This is a genomic window from Cyclobacterium lianum (assembly GCF_900143075.1).
GTDB lineage: Bacteria > Bacteroidota > Bacteroidia > Cytophagales > Cyclobacteriaceae > Cyclobacterium > Cyclobacterium lianum.
The window spans coordinates 70,338-96,238 of record NZ_FRCY01000001.1; the positions used below are offsets into that span (position 1 = coordinate 70,338).

22 protein-coding genes are annotated in these 25,901 nt (G+C 46.2%); 15 read left to right on the top strand and 7 right to left on the bottom strand.

The genetic code is table 11. The features are described from left to right. Nucleotides 1-34 precede the first annotated feature (34 nt). Complete coding sequence (locus tag BUB19_RS00285) at nucleotides 35-1,750, bottom strand: IlvD/Edd family dehydratase (RefSeq protein WP_073089932.1); 1,716 nt, start codon at nucleotides 1,748-1,750, stop codon at nucleotides 35-37. 374 nt (nucleotides 1,751-2,124) lie between these two features. Between BUB19_RS00285 and BUB19_RS00290 the strand changes: the two genes are divergently transcribed. The 8 genes from BUB19_RS00290 (at nucleotide 2,125) to BUB19_RS00325 (ending at nucleotide 12,145) form a co-directional block, all read left to right on the top strand. After that, complete coding sequence (locus BUB19_RS00290; protein WP_073089936.1) at nucleotides 2,125-3,867, top strand: GMC family oxidoreductase; 1,743 nt, start codon at nucleotides 2,125-2,127, stop codon at nucleotides 3,865-3,867. 342 nt (nucleotides 3,868-4,209) lie between these two features. After that, the gene (gene pnuC / locus BUB19_RS00295) at nucleotides 4,210-4,833 is read left to right on the top strand and encodes a nicotinamide riboside transporter PnuC (RefSeq protein WP_073089940.1); all 624 of its coding nucleotides are present in this window, start codon (nucleotides 4,210-4,212) and stop codon (nucleotides 4,831-4,833) included. After that, nucleotides 4,826-5,347 (top strand): AAA family ATPase, encoded by a 522-nt coding sequence (locus tag BUB19_RS00300; RefSeq protein WP_084096905.1) that lies wholly within the window; start codon nucleotides 4,826-4,828, stop codon nucleotides 5,345-5,347. The genes pnuC and BUB19_RS00300 overlap by 8 nt, the downstream gene beginning before the upstream one ends. Before the next feature lie 144 nt (nucleotides 5,348-5,491). Continuing rightward, nucleotides 5,492-5,755, top strand: a complete 264-nt coding sequence (locus BUB19_RS00305; protein WP_073089945.1) for a DUF4212 domain-containing protein — start codon at nucleotides 5,492-5,494, stop codon at nucleotides 5,753-5,755. A 17-nt stretch (nucleotides 5,756-5,772) separates the two neighbouring features. Then, nucleotides 5,773-7,458: a sodium:solute symporter family protein gene (locus BUB19_RS00310; RefSeq protein ID WP_073089948.1), complete on the top strand. Its 1,686-nt coding sequence runs from the start codon at nucleotides 5,773-5,775 to the stop codon at nucleotides 7,456-7,458. A gap of 87 nt (nucleotides 7,459-7,545) precedes the next feature. Beyond that, the gene (acs, locus tag BUB19_RS00315; protein WP_073089951.1) at nucleotides 7,546-9,444 is read left to right on the top strand and encodes an acetate--CoA ligase; all 1,899 of its coding nucleotides are present in this window, start codon (nucleotides 7,546-7,548) and stop codon (nucleotides 9,442-9,444) included. Between the two features lie 78 nt (nucleotides 9,445-9,522). Further along, complete coding sequence (locus BUB19_RS00320) at nucleotides 9,523-11,469, top strand: DUF294 nucleotidyltransferase-like domain-containing protein (RefSeq protein ID WP_073089954.1); 1,947 nt, start codon at nucleotides 9,523-9,525, stop codon at nucleotides 11,467-11,469. Between the two features lies 1 nt (nucleotide 11,470). Then, complete coding sequence (locus BUB19_RS00325; protein ID WP_073089957.1) at nucleotides 11,471-12,145, top strand: 3'-5' exonuclease; 675 nt, start codon at nucleotides 11,471-11,473, stop codon at nucleotides 12,143-12,145. 4 nt (nucleotides 12,146-12,149) lie between these two features. Here the strand turns inward: BUB19_RS00325 and BUB19_RS00330 are convergent, their stop codons facing one another. Next, nucleotides 12,150-13,589 carry a DUF4403 family protein gene (locus tag BUB19_RS00330; protein WP_084096869.1) on the bottom strand — a complete coding sequence of 480 codons (1,440 nt, stop codon included), beginning with the start codon at nucleotides 13,587-13,589 and terminating at the stop codon, nucleotides 12,150-12,152. A 111-nt stretch (nucleotides 13,590-13,700) separates the two neighbouring features. On the opposite strand from BUB19_RS00330, the gene ytxJ reads away from it, so the two are divergent. Further along, the gene (gene ytxJ / locus BUB19_RS00335; RefSeq protein WP_073089963.1) at nucleotides 13,701-14,039 is read left to right on the top strand and encodes a bacillithiol system redox-active protein YtxJ; all 339 of its coding nucleotides are present in this window, start codon (nucleotides 13,701-13,703) and stop codon (nucleotides 14,037-14,039) included. A 144-nt stretch (nucleotides 14,040-14,183) separates the two neighbouring features. Beyond that, entirely contained in the window at nucleotides 14,184-17,033 is a 2,850-nt protein-coding gene (locus BUB19_RS00340; RefSeq protein ID WP_073089965.1) for an outer membrane beta-barrel protein, read from the top strand. A 306-nt stretch (nucleotides 17,034-17,339) separates the two neighbouring features. Here the strand turns inward: BUB19_RS00340 and BUB19_RS00345 are convergent, their stop codons facing one another. The 4 genes from BUB19_RS00345 to BUB19_RS00360 form a co-directional block, all read right to left on the bottom strand. After that, nucleotides 17,340-17,909 (bottom strand): hypothetical protein, encoded by a 570-nt coding sequence (locus tag BUB19_RS00345; RefSeq protein ID WP_143155867.1) that lies wholly within the window; start codon nucleotides 17,907-17,909, stop codon nucleotides 17,340-17,342. A gap of 41 nt (nucleotides 17,910-17,950) precedes the next feature. After that, nucleotides 17,951-18,511 carry a hypothetical protein gene (locus BUB19_RS00350; protein ID WP_073089971.1) on the bottom strand — a complete coding sequence of 187 codons (561 nt, stop codon included), beginning with the start codon at nucleotides 18,509-18,511 and terminating at the stop codon, nucleotides 17,951-17,953. A 45-nt stretch (nucleotides 18,512-18,556) separates the two neighbouring features. Then, a complete protein-coding gene (locus tag BUB19_RS00355) occupies nucleotides 18,557-19,864 on the bottom strand; it encodes a T9SS type A sorting domain-containing protein (protein WP_073089974.1) in 1,308 nt (435 codons plus the stop codon). Between the two features lie 355 nt (nucleotides 19,865-20,219). Further along, nucleotides 20,220-20,798, bottom strand: a complete 579-nt coding sequence (locus tag BUB19_RS00360) for a KilA-N domain-containing protein (RefSeq protein WP_245802744.1) — start codon at nucleotides 20,796-20,798, stop codon at nucleotides 20,220-20,222. 126 nt (nucleotides 20,799-20,924) lie between these two features. Between BUB19_RS00360 and BUB19_RS00365 the strand changes: the two genes are divergently transcribed. The 5 genes from BUB19_RS00365 to BUB19_RS00390 all read left to right on the top strand — a co-directional run bounded on the left by BUB19_RS00365 (nucleotide 20,925) and on the right by BUB19_RS00390 (nucleotide 24,636). Beyond that, complete coding sequence (locus BUB19_RS00365) at nucleotides 20,925-21,263, top strand: winged helix-turn-helix domain-containing protein (protein WP_073089977.1); 339 nt, start codon at nucleotides 20,925-20,927, stop codon at nucleotides 21,261-21,263. A 283-nt stretch (nucleotides 21,264-21,546) separates the two neighbouring features. Beyond that, nucleotides 21,547-22,320: a molybdate ABC transporter substrate-binding protein gene (modA, locus tag BUB19_RS00375; protein WP_073089982.1), complete on the top strand. Its 774-nt coding sequence runs from the start codon at nucleotides 21,547-21,549 to the stop codon at nucleotides 22,318-22,320. After that, nucleotides 22,320-22,994: a molybdate ABC transporter permease subunit gene (gene modB, locus BUB19_RS00380; protein ID WP_073089985.1), complete on the top strand. Its 675-nt coding sequence runs from the start codon at nucleotides 22,320-22,322 to the stop codon at nucleotides 22,992-22,994. The genes modA and modB overlap by 1 nt, the downstream gene beginning before the upstream one ends. Then, nucleotides 22,987-23,661, top strand: a complete 675-nt coding sequence (locus BUB19_RS00385) for an ABC transporter ATP-binding protein (protein ID WP_073089988.1) — start codon at nucleotides 22,987-22,989, stop codon at nucleotides 23,659-23,661. Before modB ends, BUB19_RS00385 begins: the two co-directional genes overlap by 8 nt. A 282-nt stretch (nucleotides 23,662-23,943) precedes the next feature. Further along, nucleotides 23,944-24,636 (top strand): DUF5995 family protein, encoded by a 693-nt coding sequence (locus BUB19_RS00390; protein ID WP_073089991.1) that lies wholly within the window; start codon nucleotides 23,944-23,946, stop codon nucleotides 24,634-24,636. Nucleotides 24,637-24,651: 15 nt separating this feature from the next. On the opposite strand, the gene BUB19_RS00395 is transcribed toward BUB19_RS00390, so the two are convergent. Further along, nucleotides 24,652-25,884 (bottom strand): DEAD/DEAH box helicase, encoded by a 1,233-nt coding sequence (locus BUB19_RS00395; RefSeq protein WP_073089994.1) that lies wholly within the window; start codon nucleotides 25,882-25,884, stop codon nucleotides 24,652-24,654. Nucleotides 25,885-25,901 lie beyond the last annotated feature (17 nt).

Genomic DNA, 25,901 nt, shown 5'->3' on the forward strand with positions numbered 1-25,901 from the left:
ACGACATTTGATCAGCATAACAGTAATTTTTTGATTAATGAGAGTCTTTGGTTACCTCGCTGCCTGAGTTTCCTTTGAGAAAATCCAGGTCGGCACCCAGATTGGCCTGCTCCACGTGTTTTACATAAAGGCTCACGTACCCCCTTTCCACAGGCGCTGCCGGTTTTCTCCAGGCCGCTTTTCTTTTTGCCAGTTCCTCCTCTGAAACCAAAAGGTCCAGTCTACGGCCCTCCACGTCAAGGGCTATCATATCTCCCGTTTGAACTACCGCAAAATTGCCTCCCTCGGCAGCTTCCGGAGTAGCATGCAGCACTATCGTTCCAAAACCGGTGCCGCTCATCCTGCCATCCGAAATCCGTATCATGTCCTGAATCCCTTTTTCCAAAACTTTTGGGGGGAGTCCCATATTGCCTACTTCCGGCATTCCCGGATATCCCTTTGGCCCTACATTTTTCAGGATCATCACAGAATTTTCGTCTATATCCAGGTCAGGGTCGTCAATTTTTTGTTTGTAGTCGTCAATGTCTTCAAAGACCACCGCCTTTCCGGTGTGCTTCATCAGCGAAGGACTGGCAGCGGATGGTTTGATGATGGCGCCCGTTTCGCAGAGATTGCCCTTGAGAACCACGATTCCCGAAATGGGATTGAAAGGAGAATCGATGGTCGCAATTACTTCCTGATTGAAATTTTCAAACCTTTCGTTGTTTTCCCCGATGCTTTTTCCGGTCACCGTGATGGCACTACTGTGTAGGTGATCTTTCAATTGCCGGATCACCGGAGGCAGTCCGCCGGCATAATAAAAATCCTCCATGAAATACTTGCCGGAGGGTTGCAGATTGGCCAGCAGGGGGATATTGGAAGAAAAGCGATCAAAGTCTTCCAGGTTCAAATTGATCCCGATCCTTCCGGCTATGGCGAGCAGATGGATCACAAAATTGGTAGAACCTCCAATGGCCGCGTTTACCATGATGGCATTTTCAAAAGCCTCCCTGGTTAGAATATCTGAGATTTTTAGGTCGTTTTCGACCATTTTTACGATTTCCATCCCGGACATGTGGGCGAGCACCTTTCTGGCGGTATCGGGGGCGGGTATCGCCGCATTGCCCGGTAGGCTAAGTCCCAAAGCTTCCACCATGCAGGCCATGGTGGAGGCAGTGCCCATGACTCCACAGTGTCCATCGCTTCTGCATAGGGCCGATTCAGCTACGTAAAGGTCTTCCTGCGTCATTTTTCCCTGCCGGGAAGCCTCGCTGAACCGCCAGATATCACTGGTACTCACATCAGCTCCCCTGTATCTTCCGGTAAGCATGGGGCCGCCGGATACCACGATGGTGGGGAGGTTCACACTGCTGGCTCCCATGACCAGGGAGGGTGTTGTCTTGTCACACCCACATAGCAAGACCACGCCATCGAGCGGATTGGCCCTGATGGATTCTTCGGTGTCCATACTGGCCAGGTTACGGTAAAGCATGGCGGTAGGCTTCATGACGGTCTCTCCCAGAGACATCACGGGAAACTCCACCGGATAACCCCCGGCTTCGAGAATTCCTTTTTTTACAAACTCAGCCAATTCTCTGAAATGGGAGTTGCATGGCGTCAGTTCTGACCAGGTATTGCATATACCGATGATAGGTTTGCCACCCAACTCGTGGGTAGGAATACCCTGTTTTTTAAACCACGACCTGTAGATCAGGCCGTCCTTGCCGGTTTTACCAAACCAGCCCTGGCTTCTTCTTTCTTTTTTGCTCATATTTTGCTAGGCATTTTATCGAAAAAGTATCTTTTCCTTACGGCTAGTACTTTTGTTATTTTGGAAGTATAAGATTAGTAAATGTTCGGGCAAATTAACATTTATACCTCTAAAATCATGCTTTCCCTCATGAAGATTGTTTTACGGATTGGGCGGAGTATAAATCTTCGGCACAGCGCCTAAAAATATTCATCGGAAAGCACCGGAAAAAGTTTGAGTCCTCTGGTATATTCAAATGGGAAATGCCCGCAAACCGATTCAAAATTTGGTTTGGGGGCAGGGAAACCGGTATTGCAAAAAGGTTTCCACAACATTTATGGTGATATATTACGGAATATGCCCTATTTTGGTCTGTCAATTAAAAACAAAAAATAATGAGTTTTGAAATTCAATCATCCATGGACAGCTATGATGTGATCATCGTCGGCTCGGGAGCCGGAGGTGGCATGGCCAGTAAAATACTTTCTGAATCTGGACTTAGTGTCGCCGTGGTAGAAGCTGGAAGCGATTTTGATCCGGCCCTGGAGGAATACCGCACGCAACTGCGCTGGCCATGGGAATCTCCCCGCAGGGGAGCCAATACAGTCCGGGCTTTCGGGGATTTCGATGCCGCCTACGGTGGATGGGACATAGAAGGTGAGCCTTACACCCGTAAGGACGGTACTCAGTTTGACTGGTTTCGCTCCAGAATGGTCGGTGGCAGGACCAATCACTGGGGCAGGATATCCCTCCGGTTTGGTCCCGATGATTTCAAAAGAAAAAGTATTGACGGGCTGGGAGATGACTGGCCCATTGGCTATGAAGATGTCGCACCCTACTACGACAGGGTAGACAAAATCGTTGGCGTCTTTGGAACGAAAGAGGGTATTCGAAACGAACCCGATGGTTATTTTCTGCCTCCGCCTAAGCCCAGGCTGCACGAACTGGCATTTATGAAGGGGGGTAAAAAAATCAATCTGCCCGTCATCCCTTCTCGAATATCGGTGCTTACCCGACCGGTTAATAATGAAAGGGGAGCATGTTTTTTCTGTGCCCAGTGCAACAGGGCCTGCCAGGTGTATGGGGACTTTTCTGCCGGAACCGTTCTGGTAAAACCTGCGATCAAAAAAGGCAATGTAGACCTGTATACCTATGCCATGGTACGCAAGGTGACGACCGATGAAAAAGGTGAGGCGACAGGAATTTCCTATGTCAGCAAAGTAGACATGCAGGAGTACAAACTGAAAGCGCGGGTAGTGGTTTTGGGCGCTTCCGCCTGTGAAAGTGCCCGCATCATGATGAACTCGAGTTCGCCCCGGCACCCAAACGGAATTTCCAACAGTAGCGGTACGCTTGGCCGCTACCTGCACGATTCCACCGGAGCCAGCAGGTCTGCACTGATGCCTGAATTTTTAGGTAGGGACAAGTACAATGAAGATGGCGTAGGATCCATGCATGTCTATACGCCCTGGTGGCTGGATAACAAAAAACTAGACTTTCCCAGGGGATATCACCTGGAATTCGGCGGGGGCATGCGCATGCCCAATTATGGATTCGGCTTTGGGATGGACTCCATGAGGAAATACATCAAGGATGAATTTGGCAATGCCGGCCCCAATGGAGGATATGGCGCCGGATTGAAAAAAGATATCAGAAGTGTGTACGGGGCTACCGTGGGCATCGCCGGAAGAGGCGAGAGCGTACCGCAATACGACAACTACTGTGAAATTGACCCCAATACCGTAGATAAGTTTGGTATTCCGGTTCTTCGGTTTCATTACAAGTGGACAGACCATGAGGTAAAGCAGGCCCGGCACATGCAGGATACCTTTGAAGAAATCTTTCATGCCATGGGGGCCCAGGTTATGGGCAATAAACCAGGAGCCGAAATTCAATATGGGCTGGCAGCACCCGGCAGGATCATCCATGAGGTGGGCACGGCCAGAATGGGTGATGATCCCAAAACCTCGGTGCTGAACAAATACGCACAGGCCCACGAATGTAACAATCTCTTTGTAGTCGATGCTGCCTCCTTCGTTTCCCAGGCCGATAAAAATCCCACCTGGACCATCATGGCGCTTTCGATCCGGACTTCTGAATACATCGTGGATCAGTTGAAAAAGAAGAATATTGGGTAAATGGATTAACCTTTGGGATCTTTGAGATCCCGAAGGTTTTAGCGTTTTTGTTTCTAAAAAGACCTTCGGGGTTTTGGAAACCCCAAAGGTCATGTTTTCATGCTAACCTTTGGGGTCTTTGAGACCCCGAAGGTTTTTAACGTTTTCGTTTCTACAAAGACCTTCGGGGTTTTGGAAACCCCAAAGGTCATGGTTTCATGCTAACCTTTGAGGTCTTTGGGACTCCGAAGGTTTTTAACGTTTTTGTTTCTAAAAAGACCTTCGGGGTTTTGGAAACCCCAAAGGTCAGTATATAGTGTTTTTTGATTTTTTTATCTAAGTTTTTTATTTCAATTTCGACCCGTGGATTGGCAATACATCGTAGAAGGTATGCATGCAGGCATACAGCAAATGAGCTGGCTGGAAGCCTTGGCCGTTTTTTTCGGTCTGGCTTCTGTTTATTATTCCATGAGAGAAAACATACTGGTGTTTCCCACCGGTATCATCAGTACGCTCATCTATGTATGGATCTGTTTTCAGGTCAGGTTATATGCTGACATGAGTATCAATGGATATTATTTTGTCATGTCTGTTTTTGGCTGGTATGTCTGGACTCATCCCAGACCCGGCAAAGCCAGTGTACCCATCACCTGGCTGGACCACAGGGGAATTCTGAGGGCCCTGCTTTTGCTGCTGATTTCTTATGGGCTTTTGTATTATGTACTCCGTACTTACACGGACAGCGATGTGCCTTACTGGGATTCATTCACCACCGCCTCAGCTTTTGTGGGCATGTGGCTGATGGCCAAAAAGAAAGTAGAAAACTGGATTGCCTGGATTATTACCGATCTGGTATCGGTACCCTTGTACCTTTACAAAGGCCTTTTGCTCACCTCCTTTCAATTTCTGGTTTTTACAATACTGGCGGCCATGGGATTGGTAGCCTGGGTTCGCCTGGCCGCAGCTTATGCAAGGGACAATGGATAGAATAGTCATCATAGGGCCAGAGTCTACTGGAAAAAGCACCCTTAGCCAGGGCCTTGCGGGCCATTATTCCGAACCCTGGGTGCCGGAGTATGCCCGGGAATACCTTGCTATGCTGGACCGACCTTATGCATTTGAGGATTTGCTCGCCATCGCCCGGGGGCAGATACAACTGGAGGACAGCCTGGCTAAAAAGGCAGGCAAACTGCTTTTCTGCGATACAGACCTTCATGTAATTCATGTTTGGAGTACGCACAAATTCGGACGTACGCATCCCTGGATAACACAGAAAATAAAAGAACGACAATACGATTTGTACCTGCTCACCGATATAGACATTCCCTGGCAGGATGATCCCCTGAGGGAGCACCCCGACCCGGAAATGCGGAGCTATTTCATGCGGCTGTATGAAAAGGTGCTGGTCTCGACCGGGGTGCCCTGGGTAAAAATTTCCGGAAATCCGGGTCAAAGGCTACGGGCTGGCATTGCCGCCATTGAGAATAGCAATAGACATTAACCGGCAAATCTGTTTGGTTTGGCAAGCCATTTAACTTGTTCTTTCACCGAAACTATCATAATTTGAAAAGGATACCGGAAAAGGGCTGATTTTTCCCAAAATTTTAAATATTTTCAACACTTCAAAATTCCCAAAACAAAACCTATGAACGACCATAAACAACAAATGAAAAAATATTGGAAACAAAACATCAAAACGGTGTTGGTCCTGCTTTCCATATGGTTTATTGTTTCTTTTGGTTTTGGCATCCTGCTGGCAGAGCCGCTAAACGCAATAAAAATTGGTGGATACAAGTTAGGCTTTTGGTTTGCCCAGCAAGGTTCCATATTCACGTTTGTAATCCTGATTTTTGTTTATGTCTATAAGATGAACAAGTTGGATGAAAAGTTTGATGTCAACGAGAAATAAACGCCAATAACCCCACTATGGATATTTTAACCTGGACCTACATTCTTGTAGGCCTTTCCTTTGCCCTTTATATCGGTATCGCCATCTATACCCGGGCCAGTTCTACCAAGGAATTTTATACAGCCGGAGGCGGGGTTTCGCCATTGGCCAATGGAATGGCTACCGCAGCCGATTGGATGTCAGCGGCTTCTTTCATATCTATGGCAGGGATCATCGCTTTTTCGGGATATGATGGCTCGGTCTACCTGATGGGTTGGACGGGAGGCTATGTTTTGCTGGCATTGCTCCTGGCTCCCTACCTGAGGAAGTTCGGTAAATTTACCGTACCCGATTTCGTTGGCGACCGGTATTACAGCAACAAGGCAAGAGTAGTAGCCGTATTTTGTGCACTTTTCATTTCTTTCACCTACGTTGCCGGGCAGATGCGGGGAGTGGGTATTGTGTTTTCAAGATATCTGGAAGTAGACATCGAATCAGGTGTTTTGATTGGGATGACCATCGTGTTTTTCTATGCCGTTTTGGGTGGCATGAAGGGTATCACCTATACTCAGGTAGCCCAGTATTGTGTGTTGATATTTGCTTTCATGGTGCCTGCCATATTTATTTCTATACAGCTCACCGGCAATCCCATACCTCAGTTGGGATTGGGAGGGACGGTGCAGGATGGGACCTACCTCCTTGACAAGCTGGATGGTATCCTGGTTGATTTGGGGTTTCACCAGTATACCTCCGGCAGAAAATCCATAATTGACATGTTTGCGATCACCCTGGCCCTGATGGTGGGCACCGCCGGTTTACCTCATGTGATTGTTCGTTTTTTTACTGTCCCAAGGGTGAGGGATGCCAGGCTATCTGCCGGATATGCGCTGGTATTTATCGCCATTTTGTACACGACTGCTCCTGCGGTGGCTGCATTTGGTATTTACAATGCCATCGATACTGTAGCAGGGCAGCCGGTGGACAACCTGCCGGACTGGGTGGAAAACTGGCAAAAAACCAATCTGATTGTCGTGGAGGACCTCAATGGCGATGGGCAGGTACAGTACCTGGCCGACCCGGAAGTCAATGAGCTTACGGTAGACAAGGACATTATGGTGCTGGCGGCACCGGAAATTGCGGAATTGCCCAATTGGGTGGTAGGGTTGGTGGCTGCTGGCGGAATGGCGGCTGCATTGTCTACGGCTGCAGGCCTGCTTTTGGTCATTTCTACGGCTGTTTCCAGAGATCTGTTCAGGACCTTTGTACCCGGAATGACAGAAAAGACAGAACTGATCATTGCAAGACTGGCCGCAGCACTGGCGGTAATAGTAGCGGGATATTTTGGTATCAATCCCCCGGGGTTTGTCGCCGAAGTAGTCGCCTTCGCCTTTGGCCTGGCAGCAGCCTCTTTTTTCCCGGTCATCATCATGGGTATTTTTTCTACCCGCATGAATAAGGAAGGAGCCATAGCGGGCATGATCTGTGGCCTGGTATTTACCCTGGGCTACATTATTTATTTTAAATTTATCCATCCGGAGTTGAATGATATGGGTCACTGGTGGTTTGGAATTTCCCCCGAGGGCATCGGCTCTCTGGGCATGCTGATCAATTTTGCAGCCTGCTTTGTGGTTTCTAAATTTACTCCCGACCCTCCGGAGGATGTTCAGGAAATGATACAGGAGATCAGAATTCCGCGGGGAGCGGGTAAAGCATCGGAGCATTGATCAACAACCAGGATTACTACCCAAATTGTTAGAATTGAATAAATTTAGCGTAATTTATAGCATATTTGAAACCAAAAATAACTGAAGATGAGTGATAGAATACATACCCTTAGCGGTTATTTCCATGAATATCAGAAAAGTGTAGCTGATCCGGAAAATTTCTGGGCGAGGGTGGCTGACTCTTTCCACTGGAAAAAGCGCTGGGACAAAGTATTGGACTGGAATTTTGACGGACCTGACGTCAAATGGTTCCTCAACGGTAAGTTGAACATTACCGAGAATATTTTAGAAAGGCACCTCTTCACCATTGGAGACAAGCCGGCCATCATCTGGGAACCCAATGAACCCGGGGAGGAGAGCAGAACACTCACTTACCGGCAGCTTTATGAAGAGGTGTGCCGGTTTTCCCATGTTTTGCAGGAAAAAGGAGTACAGAAAGGGGACAAGGTGATCATATACATGCCTATGGTGCCGGAAGCGGCGGTGGCCATGCTGGCCTGCGCCAGGGTGGGTGCTATCCATTCTGTAGTTTTCGCAGGTTTTTCCAGCAATGCTCTTTCAGACCGCATCAATGACTGCGAAGCCAAGGTAGTATTGACTGCAGACGGCAATTTCAGGGGCAACAAAAAAATCCCCGTTAAAGCGGTGGTGGACGAGGCGTTGGAAAACACCAGCACGGTCACTTCGGTTATTGTTTACCAGAGAACGGGTCAGGAAATCAATATGCAGTCCGGACGGGATTTTTGGTGGCACGAAGCAATAGAAGGAAAGAAGGTCCATCAGGAAGCAGTAGAAATGGACAGCGAGGATATCCTTTTTATCCTTTATACTTCAGGCTCCACCGGCAAGCCAAAAGGTGTGGTGCATACCTGTGGTGGATATATGGTTTATTCCCAATATACTTTTGAGAACGTATTTCAGTACAATCCCGGGGATATTTACTGGTGTACGGCAGATATTGGCTGGATCACCGGACACTCTTACATCGTATATGGTCCCTTATTGTCAGGAGCTACCTCTATCATGTTTGAAGGGGTCCCTACCTATCCCCATGCAGGAAGATTCTGGGAGATCGTGGACAAGTACCAAGTAAATCAGTTTTATACTGCTCCCACGGCCATCAGGGCTTTGCAAGCTCATGGAACAGAACCTATAGAGCCCTTCAAGCTGGACTCGCTGAAGGTGCTGGGTTCCGTGGGAGAACCCATAAACGAAGAAGCATGGCACTGGTACCATACCCATATCGGAAAAACCAAATGCCCCATTGTAGATACCTGGTGGCAAACCGAGACCGGCGGCATTATGGTTTCCCCGCTCGCGGGTATTACCCCGACCAAGCCCGCCTATGCTACCCTGCCCCTGCCGGGCATACAACTGGCCATCATGGACCCGGAGGGCAATGAAATGAAGGGCAACTCAGTAGAAGGAAACCTCTGCGTCAAATTTCCCTGGCCCGGGATGATCCGTACTACATATGGAGATCATGAACGTTGCAAACAGACCTACTTTGCCGCTTACAAGGGCATGTATTTTACCGGAGATGGCGTAAAGCGGGATCATGACGGATACTACCGGATCCTGGGCAGGGTAGACGATGTGATCAACGTATCAGGACACCGCATGGGTACGGCTGAGGTAGAAAATGCGATCAATGAGCATCCCCTGGTGGTAGAATCTGCTGTGGTAGGCTATCCCCATCAGGTGAAAGGTCAGGGAATATATGCCTATGTGATATGTGATATGAAAAACCGGTCTGAGCAGAGCCTTACCAATGAGATCAAGGATACGGTGACCAAAATCATAGGACCTATCGCCAAGCCAGACAAAATCCAGATTGTGCCGGGACTACCCAAAACCCGCTCGGGTAAAATCATGCGTAGAATTCTGCGAAAGGTAGCAGAAGGAAACATGGACAATATGGGTGATACCTCCACCCTGCTGGATCCGGATGTTGTAGACAAAATCATCGCAGGAAGGATCGGGTAAGTTATCTTAGCCTTTCTTTTCGGAAGGTGAGGGTATGCCTTCACCTTCCCTCTTTCATCTCCCCGTAACATACATTGTATGGCCAATGTCGTAGTCAATAGGGTCATTGATTTTCTCAAAAAGTATCCTCCGTTCAGCTTTTTGTCTGACGAATTGCTTGCACAGGTCGCAAAGGAGGTGGATTTGGTCTATTTTGAAGAAGGAGAATTTTTATTTCAGAAAGGAGAACCGGCCAAAAGTTTCTTTTTTGTGGTGCGGGAGGGTGCCATCAAGCTGACAGATCATGTTTCCGGAAAAGAGGAAACAGTAGAAATCTGCGATGAAGGAGATGTATTTGGCGTATTGGCCCTGCTGGGCAAAAGGCCCTATATTCTCAATGCCCGCGCAGATGAACCCAGTCTGGTCATCGCTGTACCGGTAGCTACCTTCGAAAAAATACTGAATGAAAACAATAGGGTAAGTCTATATTTTGCCTCGGGATTTGCTTCGGGGCAATTGGTGGTGCGCTCCGGACTGTCGCAGACACAGAAAGTGAGGGCCCTTTTTGGAAGAAGTGACAGCGAAAATGGCCTGATGCTTTTTTCTGGGCAGACTGCCATTCAATATTCCCATCCGGTCATCTATTGTCCTATCGGGGAGAGTACAGCAGAGGCTGTAGCCAGGATGAACCGGCACAAGGTAGGTTCCATCATCGTGGTGGATGAAAACAAACATCCGAAGGGAATCATTACTGACAAAGACCTCCGAAACCGGCTGATAGGCCAGAACCTTCCCTACGATACGCCTGTAGCAAGTATCATGAGCCAGCCTGTAGTCACAGCCAGCAAGGACCTGGAGTTTTCAAAGATATACCTGAATATGGTCAAGCACCGCCTGCACCACCTGGTCTTCACTGAAGATGGCAGCGCAGACTCTCCGCTAGTGGGTATAATTTCCGATCATGATATCCTGCTGTCTCAGGGCAATAGTCCTGCGGTGTTGATAAAGGCTTTGCAGGAGAGCCGGGACATACACGAAATGGCCAAATACAGAAACCAGGCGGAAGGTATGCTGAGGTATTACCTTGAAAATGAGCTGGCCATAGATTTTATCGCAGGAATTGTTACCGAGATCAACGATACCTTAATCCGGCAGGCCATAGCCATGGCCATAGCCCGGCATGAGGCAGATTTTCCGGAAGTACGGCATATCGCATTCTGTTTTCTGGCATTGGGCTCGGAAGGCAGGGGAGAGCAATTGCTGCGAACAGACCTGGACAATGCCATCGTATACGAGGATGTTCCTGAAGGCCTTAAAGAAAAGGCCCAAAACTTCATGCACCTGATAGCAAGAGATGTAATGGATATCCTGTTTGCCTGCGATTTCCACTCCTGCCCTGCCGAGATGATGGCCAACAACCCGCGCTGGTGCCAGCCATTGAGTCAATGGAAAAAATACTTCAGCCGGTGGATTCGCGAACCCGATCCGCAATCGCTGATGATGGCCACGATATTTTTTGATTTCAGGGCGGTGAGTGGAAAGCAGGGTCTCGCCGATGAGCTTACCCAGCATGTGTACGAAGAAATCAACCAGGGAAAAGTATTTCTGAATTTTTTTGCCAAGAACGCACTGTTAAACCCTCCGCCTCTTGGTTTTTTCAGGAATTTCATGGTAGAAAAATCCGGAAAACATGCGGAAAAATTTGACATCAAGCTGCGCGCCATGATGCCATTGGCAGATGCCGCCAGGGTCCTAATATTGAGCCATCAGGTGGTAGGCATCAACAATACGTTTAAAAGATATGAAAAGCTCGCTGAACTGGAACCTGCTCAGGCGGCCTTGTTTAAGGATGCAGGCAAGGCCTACGAGATTTTTATGCGTATCAGGGCATTGGAGGGCTTGTCAACCAACTCCTCGGGAAGGTTTATTAATCCCGATTCGCTGGGAAAGTTGCAGCGACAATTACTAAAGAATGCCTTTTTTCCCATAGAGGAGATACAGAAGATCCTGAAGGTACGCTTTCAGTTGGACTATTTTGGCAGTTGACATGGACTGGAGAACGTTTTTTGGGTTTGCAACCCTCCCGAAACCAGAGTATATCAGGGCCTATGAAAAGACATTGGAGCGCAGAATCGCCAGCCGTAAACCAGTCAGCGAACTGGAATTTCTGGTGCTTGATACGGAAACCACCGGCCTGGACACCAAAAGGGACCATGTGCTTTCCTACGGGGCAGTGCAGGTCAGCCATAATCGCATAAAAATTTCCTCCGCAAAGGAATATTACCTCAGACCTAAAAAAAGAAACAGGGAGGCGATAAAAGTACACGGATTGGTACGGGAGAGGCCTTTTGTCAGCAGGGAAGCGCTGATCCGCAGTTTCCTGGAGGATGCCCGGCACCGGGTATTGGTAGGCCACCATCTGGGCTTTGATCTGGCCATGATGGAAAGAGTGGGCAGGTCCCTGGGGCTTCGGAAAATAAAAAGCCCTGCCCTGGATACTTTTGACCTGGCGGTGAGGCTGGATATGGGCAAATATTACGATCCCCGGTCAATAGTCAGCAGTGAATACTCCCTGGACAAACTTTGTGAGCGATACAATATAGTACCGGATGACCGGCATACAGCAGCTGGAGACGCCTTTCTGGCCGCCCAGCTATTGGTCAAACTATTGAAGCAGGCCGAGAAAAAGGGGATCAAAACCTTCGGTGAGCTGATGGGCTGACAACTCACTTGATCCATTCCATCTGAATGCCTGCTTTGGTTTGAACAAATATGACCAAATCATTGCTGGTGGGATAAATCCCCGAAATCGAAATGTCAGGTCGGTCCAGCGTGAACGTCGCAAATCCGGTTTGCCATTCACCCATTTCCATCAGGCTGCTTCTGGCATTTTCGAGATATCCGGTCAGGGGAATTACGCCCAGTTTCCTGATCGCTTTCATGATTTTCCTCCGTCTCATCCAGTTGGATGAGTTGGCAAAGAAGCTTTTGGTATCCAGCCTGAAATCCACGTTTTCCATCCTTATGACTTCTGATTGCGGATCAAATACCGGCTGTCCGGCCAGATAGAATTTGCCTTCCAGATCCTTTTTGCCCTGGCGTCTGGCCAAAAAATCCATGATGATCATGGTTTGCGCACCATAATGCCGCAGGGTAAAACGGAGCGGCTTAAGTGTAGTCCTGCTGTCCAGCACAAACAGGCTGTCTGAAAGTGTCTCATTGAGGTAGGAACTGATGTCCTCAAAGCCAATCCTGAGCGGAGTGGTGATGTCCAGCCCCTCACCGGTGGTTTTCTCCAGCGAGATGTCAGGCAGTGATGCCAGCTGGGTTGCCAGAGGTCTGTCTTTCTGGCTTCTCATTTCACCCTCCAGGGTAAGGCTCAGTAGCAGGGTCTGATCGGCCGTAAACCTGTCGTGTACTATTAATTTTTCAGCGTGCGGATAGATATAAGTGCCGGAAAAACCATTTTCCACATACCTGGGCCTGCTAAAGGAGGACCAGAAATTATTCGCTATATGTTTGAAGTCCAGGGCCGCCAGGGTACCGGTCCGCAGTTGGTTTTCCATGATGCGTACTATCTGCCGCTTTACGAGGGGTTCAAAATCGATTTTGAAACCCAGCATGTCGTACTCGAGCGGTTTGCCCCAGGACAGGATTTCCAAGTCTTCTATATCAAACTCCCAGTTTGGCTTCAGCACGGGTAAAAAACTGATTTGAGGGTTTAATTCTTCCTGAAAAGGCAATGCGGTAGCGATCCGTTGTCCAAAAAGTGTCTTCTCCACTCTCAATTTGCCATCCAGCGAGACCGGCATTTCCAGGACCACCTGGCCACTTTCTTTTGCAGTGAGACCCAGTAGGCCAGCTTTTTTCAGGTCAATATCGGCAAATAGCCCATCGCCGATTTGCAGGTCTTTTTCGTCGAAGAGCTGCTCCCCGAGACCGGAATTGATTTTTTCCTCTGCGAAGGAAAGCGGTATTTCCATGTTGAGGTTTACTGTCGCCGGTGCCTCGGGAAGCGGAGGAGGCGGATCAAGGGCCTCCGGTCCGTCCATGGGAAGGCTTCGGCAAGCCCAACCGTAAATTGAAAAGAAAAGAATGATGAGATAGATAGAATATTTATGCATCAATAGAAAGAACGATAGAATGGAGCAAATGGCATGCAACATTCAGATTATTTTATTTGTGAAGACAAATATAAGGGAATTCAAAATTTATTAGCGGTTTTGAACTTTAAACCCTTGTGTTTTGGTTATCCTATCCGAAAATAAAATAGTATTATGAGCTGGAAAAAACTAGATAATTTATCCCAATTGGATCACATCAGGGAGGAAAGCAAAGCCAGGCCGGTAGTTATTTTCAAACATTCCACCCGTTGTTCTATCAGCAGCATGGCCTGGAATCGCATGGAACGTAGCTGGAAAGCCGAAGACAGTGATCGCTTGTCTGCATATTTTCTCGATTTGATTGCCCACAGGGATATTTCTAATGCCATTGTTTCAGAATTTGGTGTAGACCATGCTTCTCCCCAGGTGATTGTTATCAAAGATGGCGAGGCCATTTATGACAACAGCCATATGGGAATCAATTATCGGGATATCGTGGCCATGGGTGCGTAAGGATCTATTTTGGTCAGCAATTTTCTGCCCCTTATTTGAGCCGCCAGTTCCTGTTTTTCAACCGTTTAAATTTTTTTAAGTGAGCCGTTAAACTCCGGGACAGATTAGTGGTCTAATCCTCATATCAAAAAACAGATCAATCATATGAGGATTTTTATTCTATTCGTCTGCATCGGCTGGTTTGCCACCACTGATCTGATGGCGCGGCAGGATCGCCAAAATGTACCCCTGATTCGCGGAAAAGTCGTTGACAAGGGCAGCGAGGATCCCATGATTGGGGCCAATGTCTTGTTAAAGACGCAGCAGGACTCCCTGATCAGCAACACCACCACTGGTCCGGACGGAACTTTTAGTATTGCCTATCCCCGTCTACCGGTTTTCAAACTTGAAATTACTTACGTGGGTTTTGAAAAAGTCACCCGGGAATTCAGCCGGGGAATGCCCCTGGACCTGGGTACCATCGCCATAAGTGAAGACAGCAACCTGCTGGGGGAAGTAGTCATTGAAGGCGAAAATGCAGTAGGAGAAATGAAAGGCGATACCGCCGTCTTTAATGCCAATGCCTTCAAAACCAAGGAAAATGCCATGGCCGAAGACCTGATTGGCAAGCTTCCGGGTATCACCATAGAAAACGGTCAGGTTCAGGCGCAGGGCGAACAGGTGCAGAAGATATTGGTAGATGGAAGAGAATTTTTTGGAAACGATCCCTCTATTGCCTTGAGAAACCTTCCGGCAGATGCCATCTCCAGCGTGGAGGTCCTGGATCAGCGTTCTGACCAGTCCCGGCTTACAGGACTGGATGATGGCAATTATGCCAAGACCATCAACATCATTACAAAAGGCAACATGCGCAACAGCTATTTCGGAAGGGTCTACGGTGGCTACGGTACCGACAATACCTATTCAGTAGGAGGAAACATAAATTTTTTTAATGGAGACAGACGCATTTCCATCATTGGCATGTCCAATAACGTCAACCAGCAGAATTTTGCCTCGGACGATCTATTAGGTGTGAGCGGCGGCCTGGGTGGCGGGGGTCGCCGGGGCAGACGAGGAGGCCCAGGTGGAGGAGGCAATAATTTTGGCGTCTCGTCAAACAATGGCATCGTTACGACCAATTCGATTGGATTGAATTACAGCGACAAATGGGGGGAAAAGGTGAATTTTACCGGAAGTTATTTCTTCAACTCTTCAGACAACACCGTTTTTGAAAACACCAATAGGCAGACGGTCATCAATGAGGACCAAAGTCAGGTCTATCAGGAAGACCAGATCAGCACAATTGCCAACAAAAACCACCGCATGAATGCCCGCATGGAATATGATATTGACGAAAAAAATGCCTTGATTATCAATCCAAGTATCAGTTTCCAGGACAATAGCCGGTACAGCAATTTGGAAGGTTTGAACCTGGATCAATCCCTGGATTCCCTAAGTGACACCCGTAACCTTACCGAAAACGAAACCCAGGGATATAACATTTCCAATAACCTGACCTACCGCTACAAGTTTAACAAAACGGGCCGTACTTTTTCTACCGATCTGTTTACTTCCTGGAACCAGAGGGACCAACTGACAGACCTGATCTCCTCTAATAAAGATTATGTAAGAAATTCCTTTGACACCCTGGTCCAGGAAACCACAGCCCTGTCTGATGGATTCAACTACCGGGCAAACTTCACCTATACCGAACCTATTAGTGAAAGATCAGTGGGCACCTTGTCCTATCAGGTGGGCAACAATAAGAGTGCAGCGGACCAGAAAACCTTTCAACTTGCCAATGAGCAGGGCATCATGGTATTGGATACCGCACTCAGCAATGAGTTTGACAATAAATTCCTCACACAAAGGACCGGCCTGGGGTACCGCTACAACAACAAAGGACTGAATATCAACCTGAACCTGGACTATCAGTATGCAGTCCTGGACAACGAAAGTGTGTTCCCCACGGAGGGCACCTTCTACAGAGAGTTTCGGAACGTTATGCCCACCGTTACGCTGAACTACCGGAATGAGGGGGGCACCAATTACCGGTTTAGATACCGGACTCGCACAGATGAACCCAGTGTAAACCAACTGCAAAATGTGATCAATAACAACAACCCCTTGAATCTTTCTGTTGGTAATCCGGCTTTGGGCCAGAGCTATAACCACACGCTTTTTGCCAACATGTCAAAATTTGATATGGAGACCAACAAAAGCCTTTTCATGTTCCTTTTTGCCAACTTCAATAGCAACTTCATCGGAACCAATACCTTTGTGGCCCCACAGGATACGCTGATTAACAACGAAGTCCTGCTTCGTAGAGGCGGTCAGATCACCAGTCCGGTAAACCTCAACGGGCAAATGAATACCCGTCTGTTTGTAAATTTCGGCACCAGTATTCCGCGATGGAAAACAAAAGTTAATTTTAACCCTGGCATCAGCTACGGCAGGACACCGGGTATCATCAACGGGCAGACCAACGTGAACGAGAACATCGATTTCAGGCAGGGAGTCACTTTTGCCAGCAATATTAGCAAGGATGTGGATTTTACACTTTCCACCAATGGTACCTACACTATAGTGAACAGTAGTTTGCAGAGCAACCTGGATCAGAATTATTACATCCAAAACAGTAACCTGAGGTTTTATTATTCCCCCAATGATGGCAAAACCTTTATCGCCAACAATGTGAACAACATGCTTTACCGGGGTCTTTCTGAAGGGCTGGACCAATCGGTATGGCTATGGAACATTGAAGCCGGTTACCGTTTCCTGAAAAACAACAAGGGGGAATTAAAGGTATATGTCTTTGACCTGCTCAAGCAAAACAACAGCATTTCCAGAACCGTTTCGGATGTTGCGGTCACCGATGTTTTCTCTAATGTGCTGACCCGGTACGCGATGGTTTCTTTTACTTATATTATTGGAAACTTCAAAAAATCAGATGGACCTGAAGATGGACCAGGAGGATTTCGCGGACCTGGAAGAGGTGGCGCAAGGAGCTGGTAAAAGATTCTTTTAGGAGGACAAGTTCATTCAATCAGGAATATTGCACTTACTAAAGAAGGTTTTTGTACTAAGAAGGGGAGACTGGAGAGAACGAAGAGAGGGGGAGACTTTAGAGACTGGATAGTACATCTTCCATGGTCTAATTCAATCGTAAACATTCATCCAACTACACACTTCTTTTAAAGTTTGGAGTGAATAGGCTTGTGATTTATGACCATGATGTTTTACAGTGTATCCTTAAGACAGACGAATGGATGGACTTCAGCTGCAAAAAGAATAAAATCAAGGAGTTTGATTGATGGCGGTTTAAAAACTCACTCCCAAACCCAAGCCTGCAAAAACCGACTGAAAAGCCCAATCTTCGCGGGTCTTATTAGGCATGGCAAAAAATGGTGTGTACCCCACTCTAAAAAAGAAGCCCCCTTCAGGCTTTTGATACCTATAGCCTACCCTAATTGGAAGAATGGCACCCAGATGGCTAGCCCCCTTTGATTGGACTAAATTCCCAGACTCCCAAGACGAATTTACTCCCGCTTGTAAAAAAGGGGTAATTCCCACCCCAAATTCCAGGTGATGTTTCTTCGCCCCAAACAGGGTAGAAACTTCAAGAGGTATCGCTGGATTCCAAATTGTAGGACCTTCTATAGGTTCCGCCCACAGGGAAAAACCCACACTTCCAATTACCTTAAACGCTCTCTTTTGATAAATCAAACCGCCATAATTAAAAGCATATTGACCTGCATTTCCTCCAATTTCAAGATAGACTGAATTCCTAGCTGTAAATTTTTCGACCTCTGTTTGAGCGGAGCAATCGAAAGAGAACGCCAATGCCAGAACTAAAGTCCCTATAATTGCTGAATTGAGTTTAAATGACATCGTACTATGATTTAATTTTTTTTTGAAGCCATCCAAGCACACTAAAAACTCTTTCCTATGCTCAATCCTGCAAACCTTGGCTCAAAGGACCATTCTTCTCCTCCGCCAGTTGGAAAATTGATAATTGGAGTATATCCCGCACGGAAAAAGAATCCCCCTTCAGGCTTTTGATACCTATAGCCAATTCTTAAAGGTATGCCCGCATCAAAAACCACTTTATCGGTTGTTTGAAATGTTTCCGAATCAAAACCTAAACGTCTGGTTAGGTAAGAAGTAACTCCCATACCCAATTCCAAATGATGGTTTGACTTACCATATAATGCTGATATCTCTACGGGTACTACCGGGAGCCATGTTGTTTTAGCATTTAATCTGTCATGAAACATTGAAAAACCTGCACTCGCATTTAGCTTTAGTTTCCCTTTTTGATGGATTATTCGCCCATAATTGATTGCATACCGGCCTGCATTTCCACCAACCTCAAGATAGACCGCCTGTTTTGCGGTAAATTTAACATCTTCTGTTTGAGCAGTTCCCCTAAAGGAAATAGCAACAATAAGAAACAAAACAAAGAAAAAAAGGTATTTGTGTTTAAGGTTCATTGCTTTCTAATTTTACGGAAGAACATTTGGTTAATAGTTACTTCGTCAATTTTTTATCAAAATCTGTTTTCTCCAAACCTCTTTACCCGAATAAATATGAAGGAAATAAGTTCCGGGCAGTAATCCTTTAGTGTCCAAATGAACCTTATTGTTTTTAGACTCTCCGGTTCCTACCAGCTTTTCAGTTCGATCAAAAATATCTACTTTAAATTTAACCGGTTTAACTTCCTGAGTCTGTGATTCTTCATCAAAAGGTTCACTTAAGTTATTTCCTTCAACATCATATTCAACATACAATTCGCCAAATGACGGATTAGGATAAATCTTAAAATCACCGGAAGACATCATAAAACTGCAAGGGAAGACAGTAATTCCAGTCAAAGGAGTGGCTCCACAGCCGTTATTTATTGATACACGAACTGCATCGTAGGAATTGTATGATGAAGGAACATAAAATCTTATGGTATTTTCAGAGGTATTTTCTACAATCCACCCAGGGGGATAGGTCCAGTTGTAGGTATATCCATTTTGATGTTCTCCTGGCATATTTGCTGTGTAGGTGTAAGAATTGCCATTGCATACCATTACAGTACCGGAAACCGTCACTTGGGAGGTACTAAATGGTCCAACTTGGACGGAAAAGTCTCTTTTAGTACTTTCCCAAAAACCATTTTGTCCTGGCTTTTCTATAGACCCTTGTACTGAAATGGTATAACTTCCTGCTGGAGTATTAACAGGCGCAGTTATACTGATCGTTTCATTCGTAAACGCCGTATTTCCTTCTCCATTGATAGACCAACCGGCAGGAGCAGTCCATGAATAAGGAAAATGGTAGTAACAGTTTCCGGTGACAGGGAATATACTAGCTAAGCTAGGACTTGTGGTATATGTATAGGGTTGTCCCGGAGAACACATCGCAGGACCTGAAACTGGACTTGGAACCGGTACTCTTGAAGTTGTCATAATCGTTTTTTCTCCGCTACCAAAGTTAGGGGCATCGCAACTTGAAGCAGCAGCTTTAATTTCGTAGACTCCAACATCCTCAAAGGTGTAAGTAAAATTTATACCTGATCCCCCACCTACGATGTCATTACCTTTATATACATTCCAAACAATACCGCAGGAATAAATTTCGTAGCCGAAAGTTTCATTAAATGTTCTTGCAGTGTAAGTAACCGAATTATTCGGACAGACAAAAGCAGATGCTCCCTCAATAACTACTTCTACTGCGTTCGCTTTATAAGAAAAAACAAGCGAGGCAAATAGGAGAAAAACAAAAACTAACTTGAGTCGGAAAATGCGATTGACCGTCAAAAAAATGTGGAAAATCGAAGAGAATGGGATTGGATTCATAGGAAAAGGTATTTAAATGCCCAGAATAATAACAATAAGGTTAATAATAATCACAAACTAAACAATACTTTCTATATAAAAAAGCCTCTTAAAGCTAGAAAGTCCGTGGAGGGCTTATGCAACAATTGCCCGGTATTCGGATTTAAGTATTCTTTTTTTTTTGGTCTTTATGCTTTAGAAGGGATGTTATTTGCGTGATAGCCATTTTATTGAGCTGTGTCAATCGTTCAGGTTGTGTTATTCCTTGATGAATGAGCATGGCATTGAGGCTTTCCATATTCGAGAGCACTACCAGTTGCTCTAAAGACGCCTAGTCGCAAAAATTTCCTTTGGCATCAGGCTTTTCATCCCGCCATTATTTGGCGGTTTTACCAAACAGCGCCATGTTCAGCACATCTGCTTCATTGGCATAGACGAATGATATCTGCTTTTTGGAAAGCTTTTCAGGGATGAGGTTTTCCTTGATCGCGTCTGTGTTTATGTGGTAATTTACTTTGGCGAGGATTCGCTGGAAGTTCCATTCCAATTGCAAGCGGTCGTTTTCTTCGATTTTGAGTCGTTTGAACTCCTTAATGAGGTAAACTTTAAATTCTGCACTGATCCACATGCCAAATTCAAATGCAATATCTGAATGCGCATAGGTTCCACCGTATCGACCTGCTTTGGCTCTCAATCCAATGGCATTGGTCTTCTCGGTCCATTCTTTAACACTTATTTTGTAGCTGTTTAATCCGGGCTGACTTTTAATTGTGGCGAATTCGCCATAATTGAAATCGGGGTTGTTTCTTCCAGAAATAATAATTTCAGGATTCAATGACTTTTTCAATACCGCTTTTGGTACGCCACCATCCTCTTCACGTGTGATTTGAATCGAATAACGCTTTAATATCACTACAATAGTAGTCTTTATTGCGGGAACAGACAGACTATTCATTCAAAAATAGCAAAAAGGATCGTACTTTTAATTCCGGATATAGAATGCGTTCCGGATCGCTGTCGGTTTATTATGGTCCGTAATATGTTTTCTTTCATCTTAAAACCCTGCTTCAAAATTTAGCTCATGGAAAAAAAACTAAGAATCAGGTGTTGGATTACCCTGGATCAGGAGAAATTTTTCGGTCCGGGAAGGCTGCAACTCCTTACCCTGATCCAGTCCGAAGGATCTCTTTCAAAAGCCGCCCGACAAATGGGCATGTCCTACAAAAAAGCCTGGGACATGGTCAATGACCTCAACAGCCGCGGAAGCCAGGCTTATGTCATCTTCAAAAAAGGGGGAGAGAAAGGTGGGGGTGCCGAAATTACCGACCATGCAAAAAAACTTATAAACAGGTTTGCGGCATTGGAAAGAAAGCTGGAAAAAATAGCCGCTGATGAAGCAGCCATCATGGATATGTTGTAATCCATACCAATAATTTTGATCATTTTTCATTTGTGGGAAGCAGCATTATTTAATCCCAAATTTTTTGCAATTACCGCAATCCGATATATATTTAGATATATAACGAATCCTGCTTTTACACATAAAAGGGTGCTTTTGGCATTTGAAGAGGATGGGAAGCCCCTTCCACCGGGAATCGGCCCGTTCCGACTGGTAGTTCCCCATGAGAAAAAGCAGGCCAGGTGGGTATAACTGGAATTGAAATAAAAATGGCGAATGAATAGCTTTACTTAAAATAGAAAACATGCAAACTGCTAAAAAAGCGATAGTAATGTTTTTTGGTGCCATGATGGTCTTTCAATTGGCTGCAGCGCAAAGAGAAAAACCGGTTTTAGTAGCGGCAGCCTCAGACCTTAAATTTGCCCTGGATTCCATCATTATTGTTTTCTCTGAAACTAACCCGGTGATTATTCGTCCGATTTACGGATCTTCCGGTAAATTGTATGAACAAATATCTAATCAGGCACCTTTCCATATTTTTATGTCTGCCGATGTGGCATACCCTAAATTGCTGGAAGAAAAGGCTTTAACGTCTTCAGCAATTTACCTTTATGGTCTGGGAAGACTGGTCATCTGGAGCAGGAAAATAGATACGGCCCCCTTGGGCATGACTGCTTTTCAGCAAGCCGGGGTAAAAAAGATAGCCATAGCCAATCCCGATCATGCCCCATATGGGGAGCGTGCGGTAGAAGCATTGACTTATTACAGAATGTATGATTCCCTTTCCAGCCGGCTTGTGCTGGGAGAAAATATTTCCCAGGCGGCACAATTTGTTTCCACCGGAGCAGCAGATGCAGGCATTATTGCCCTATCTTTGGCGCTGTCACCTACTATGAAACGCTACCAAACCTCTTATTTTCTGATTCCTGAAGAAAGCCATCAGCCACTGCTGCAAGGTGCTGTGATGACCAGTCATGGGGGCAATAGTAAAGGAGCAGCCTCCTTTATGGCTTTTTTGAAAACCGAAACGGCCATTAAAATTCTTAATTATTATGGATTTAACCAGCCTGAAGGGTAATGGATTTTAGCCCCTTTATATTGACTTTGCGGTTGGCTTTGTTCACTACCTTGATTTTGTTTTTTTTGGGTATACCACTGGCCTATTGGCTGGCCTATAGTAAATACCGGATAAAATACGCAGTAGAAGCGATTGTGAGCCTGCCTTTGGTATTGCCGCCCACTGTTTTGGGTTTTTACCTGCTGCTGGCCTTTAGTCCGGAGAATGCGCTGGGAGCATTTTTGGACGAATTTGTAGACTTGCGCCTGGTATTTACTTTTCCCGGCTTGGTCCTGGCCTCTGTGATCTACAGCCTGCCCTTTATGGTACAGCCCCTGCGGTCCGGCTTTACCTCCATACCCAAATCCTGGCTGGATACGGCTCAAGCTCTGGGAAAGGGACGGTGGATCACACTTACCCGGGTATTGTTGCCCAACATGAGAAGTGCTTTGCTTACCGCCGCTGTTTTATCCTTTGCGCATACGGTTGGTGAATTTGGAGTGGTACTGATGGTCGGAGGCAATATTCCTGAGGAAACAAGGGTAATTTCTGTTGCCATATACAATGAGGTAGAGGCCATGAATTATGAACAGGCCAATAAGTACAGCCTACTGCTCATTGGGTTTTCTTTTTTGGTATTACTGATCACCTACTGGGTCAATCACGATAAAAACAGGGTACTGGGATATGATTGAGTTGGATCTGGAAAAATCGCTGTTTGGGCCGGATGGAAAAATGGGCTTAAAGGTGTCCTGTCAGATCAAGCAGGGGGAACTGGTAGGGCTATATGGTCCCTCCGGCGCAGGGAAATCAAGTATCTTGCGGATGATTTCCGGATTGATGAGGCCTGATGCAGGGAAGTTGCACGTTTTTGGTAAGTCCTGGTATGATCGGGACCAAAGGATAAACCTCAAGCCCCAAAGGAGAAATATGGGGATGGTATTTCAGGAATATGCCCTTTTTCCCAATATGTCGGTTGAGGAAAACCTGCTATTTGCCCTGGATAAGGGTCAGGAGCCGGGCATTGTTTCGGAAATGCTGGAAAGAGTGGGCCTGGAAAAGCTGGCCCAAAAAAGGCCGATGGTTTTATCCGGTGGTCAAAAACAGCGGGTAGCACTTGCCAGGGCCATGGTCCGGCGGCCAAAGCTCCTTTTATTGGATGAACCACTTTCTGCTTTAGATATGCAAATGCGGGCCAACCTGCAGCAATACATTGTCCAATTCCACAAGGATTTTGCGCTTACTACCCTTCTGGTCAGTCACGATTCCTCAGAAATCAGGCGCATGGCGCAACGAGTTTTGGTGTTGGAAAACGGGCAGTTTAGCTTTGATGGAGAACCGGATATTTTTTTCGCCAACTGATCCCTGTTTGGGTAAAGCGATTTGGGTTTACGGAGGCAGGCGGAACATCTCCAAAACAGTTACTTGCCTGTTTATTTATTCCTCTCGCCAAATGTTAGTATATTTTTTTATTGTCCGGGAAGGTATCAATCCATCTTAATGTTGTATGTTCATTATCATAATTTGGAGTGGCCGGTTTTCAGGAAAGACGGTATATACAATGCCCAATAGGAAAAGGCCCGGTTTTATATTTGTTTCCGTTGGAATTTCAGGAATCGCTATTTTATAAACATTGTAACAAACATGCAGGAAGTACAATCGTTATTGGCAAACATGCAATCAAGGGCAGAAAACTGGAAAAATGCCGGTGATCAGAGACATGTTTTTCTGGGCTGTTACAGCATGATGAGCCAAAACATGTACGATGCCATTGGCATGAAGCAATTTGTCAATGCTGAATGGGTAAGTCGTTTACTGCTGCGGTTTTCCGAATATTATTTTGATGCTTTGGCGCATTATGACAAACAGCCGGCCATTGCTCCGGCTGTATGGAGGCAGGTACATGATGCCAGCCTGAATCCGGAAATCAGCGTAACCCAAAACCTCCTGTTGGGTGTCAATGCCCACATCAATTATGATTTGCCTCTGGCCCTTTATGATTGCCTGGTGAAAACCTGGAGGGACCTTCCCGAAAAAGAAAGGGGTTTGCTGAAGCAAGACCATGAAATGGTAAATCAAATCATCGCCAATACCATCGATGCAGTGCAGGACAGCATCATCAATCCCAGCTCATGGAGCATGGCTGCCATAGATGAACTGATGGGCAGGGTTGACGAATGGCTCCTATCCCGGCTAATCAGTTCATGGAGAAATGAGGTTTGGGAAGTAAGTCTGGAACTGCTTTCCTCTCAGGCGGAAGAGAAACGGGAAAGAATCCGCAAGGCGCAGGAAAAACTGGTGTTGACGAGAGCCAGAAAATTTATTGCCTATTTGTAGGATCCTTTATGTCGCTTACCTCGATTTCTTCCTGTTGGCAAAGAAAGCCTGCTTTTTTCGCTGCTTTTCCTTATTGAATTCTTTCTTCTCCTGCGCCGTCATTGGTTTATCTGTCTGCGGAAAGGGATTGTCTTTGACTTCATCGATTTTCTGACGGATCAATTTTTCGATATCCCTGAGATAGATATTTTCTTCCGGCTCACAGAGTGAAATGGCGATACCCGATTCTCCGGCTCTCCCCGACCTTCCTATGCGGTGCACGTAGGTTTCCGGATCCTCCGGGATATCATAATTGATCACATATTGCAACTTGTCAATGTCGATGCCTCTGGCCGCGATGTCAGTGGCCACGAGGACCCGGATGCTTCCATCTTTGAACTGCCCCAGGACTTTTTGCCGGTGGTTTTGGGCCTTGTTGCCATGGATGGCAGCGGCGCTGATGTTTACGGATTTCAGGTTTCTGGTGATTTTGTCTGCCCCGTGCTTGGTTCTGGAAAAAAGCAATACCTGGTTCATATTCCTGTCTTTGAGGATATGCAGCAGCAGTTCCTTTTTGGTAGACTTGTTGGTATAGTACACGTTCTGCTGCAATGTTTCTGCGGCAGAGGATACGGGGTTGACTTCAATCTTTACCGGATCAGTTAATATTTTTGAGGAAAGCTCCACAATGCTTGCTGGCATGGTGGCGGAGAAAAACAGCGATTGCCTTTTGGTGGGCAGTAGTTTCAGCAACTTTTTGATATCGTGAATGAATCCCATATCCAACATCCTGTCAGCCTCATCCAGCACAAAGATTTTGACATGTTGCAGCGTGATAAAGCCCTGATTGATCAGGTCAAGCAACCTGCCTGGAGTGGCTACCAGGATGTCTACCCCCCTTTTCAGCTCATTGACCTGTGCACCCTGTTTTACTCCACCAAAGATGACTGCATGACGGAGCCTGGTATGTTTGGCATACAAGGCAATGTTGTCGTCAATTTGGATCGCAAGTTCGCGGGTAGGCGTCACGATCAGGGATTTGATCTTAATGCGACCTTTCTCCTGTGTGTCGGTAGTATGTAGCAGTTGAATGATCGGCAGGGCAAAAGCTGCGGTTTTGCCCGTCCCTGTCTGTGCACTGCCCAGTATATCCCTTTGATTCAATACCACAGGAATGGCTTTTTCCTGGATTGCGGTTGGCTCCTTGTAGTTTTTTTCTTCCAGCGCCTTTAATAATGGGGGTATTATTTTGAGATCTTCAAACGTCATTGTATCGTTAGTTATAT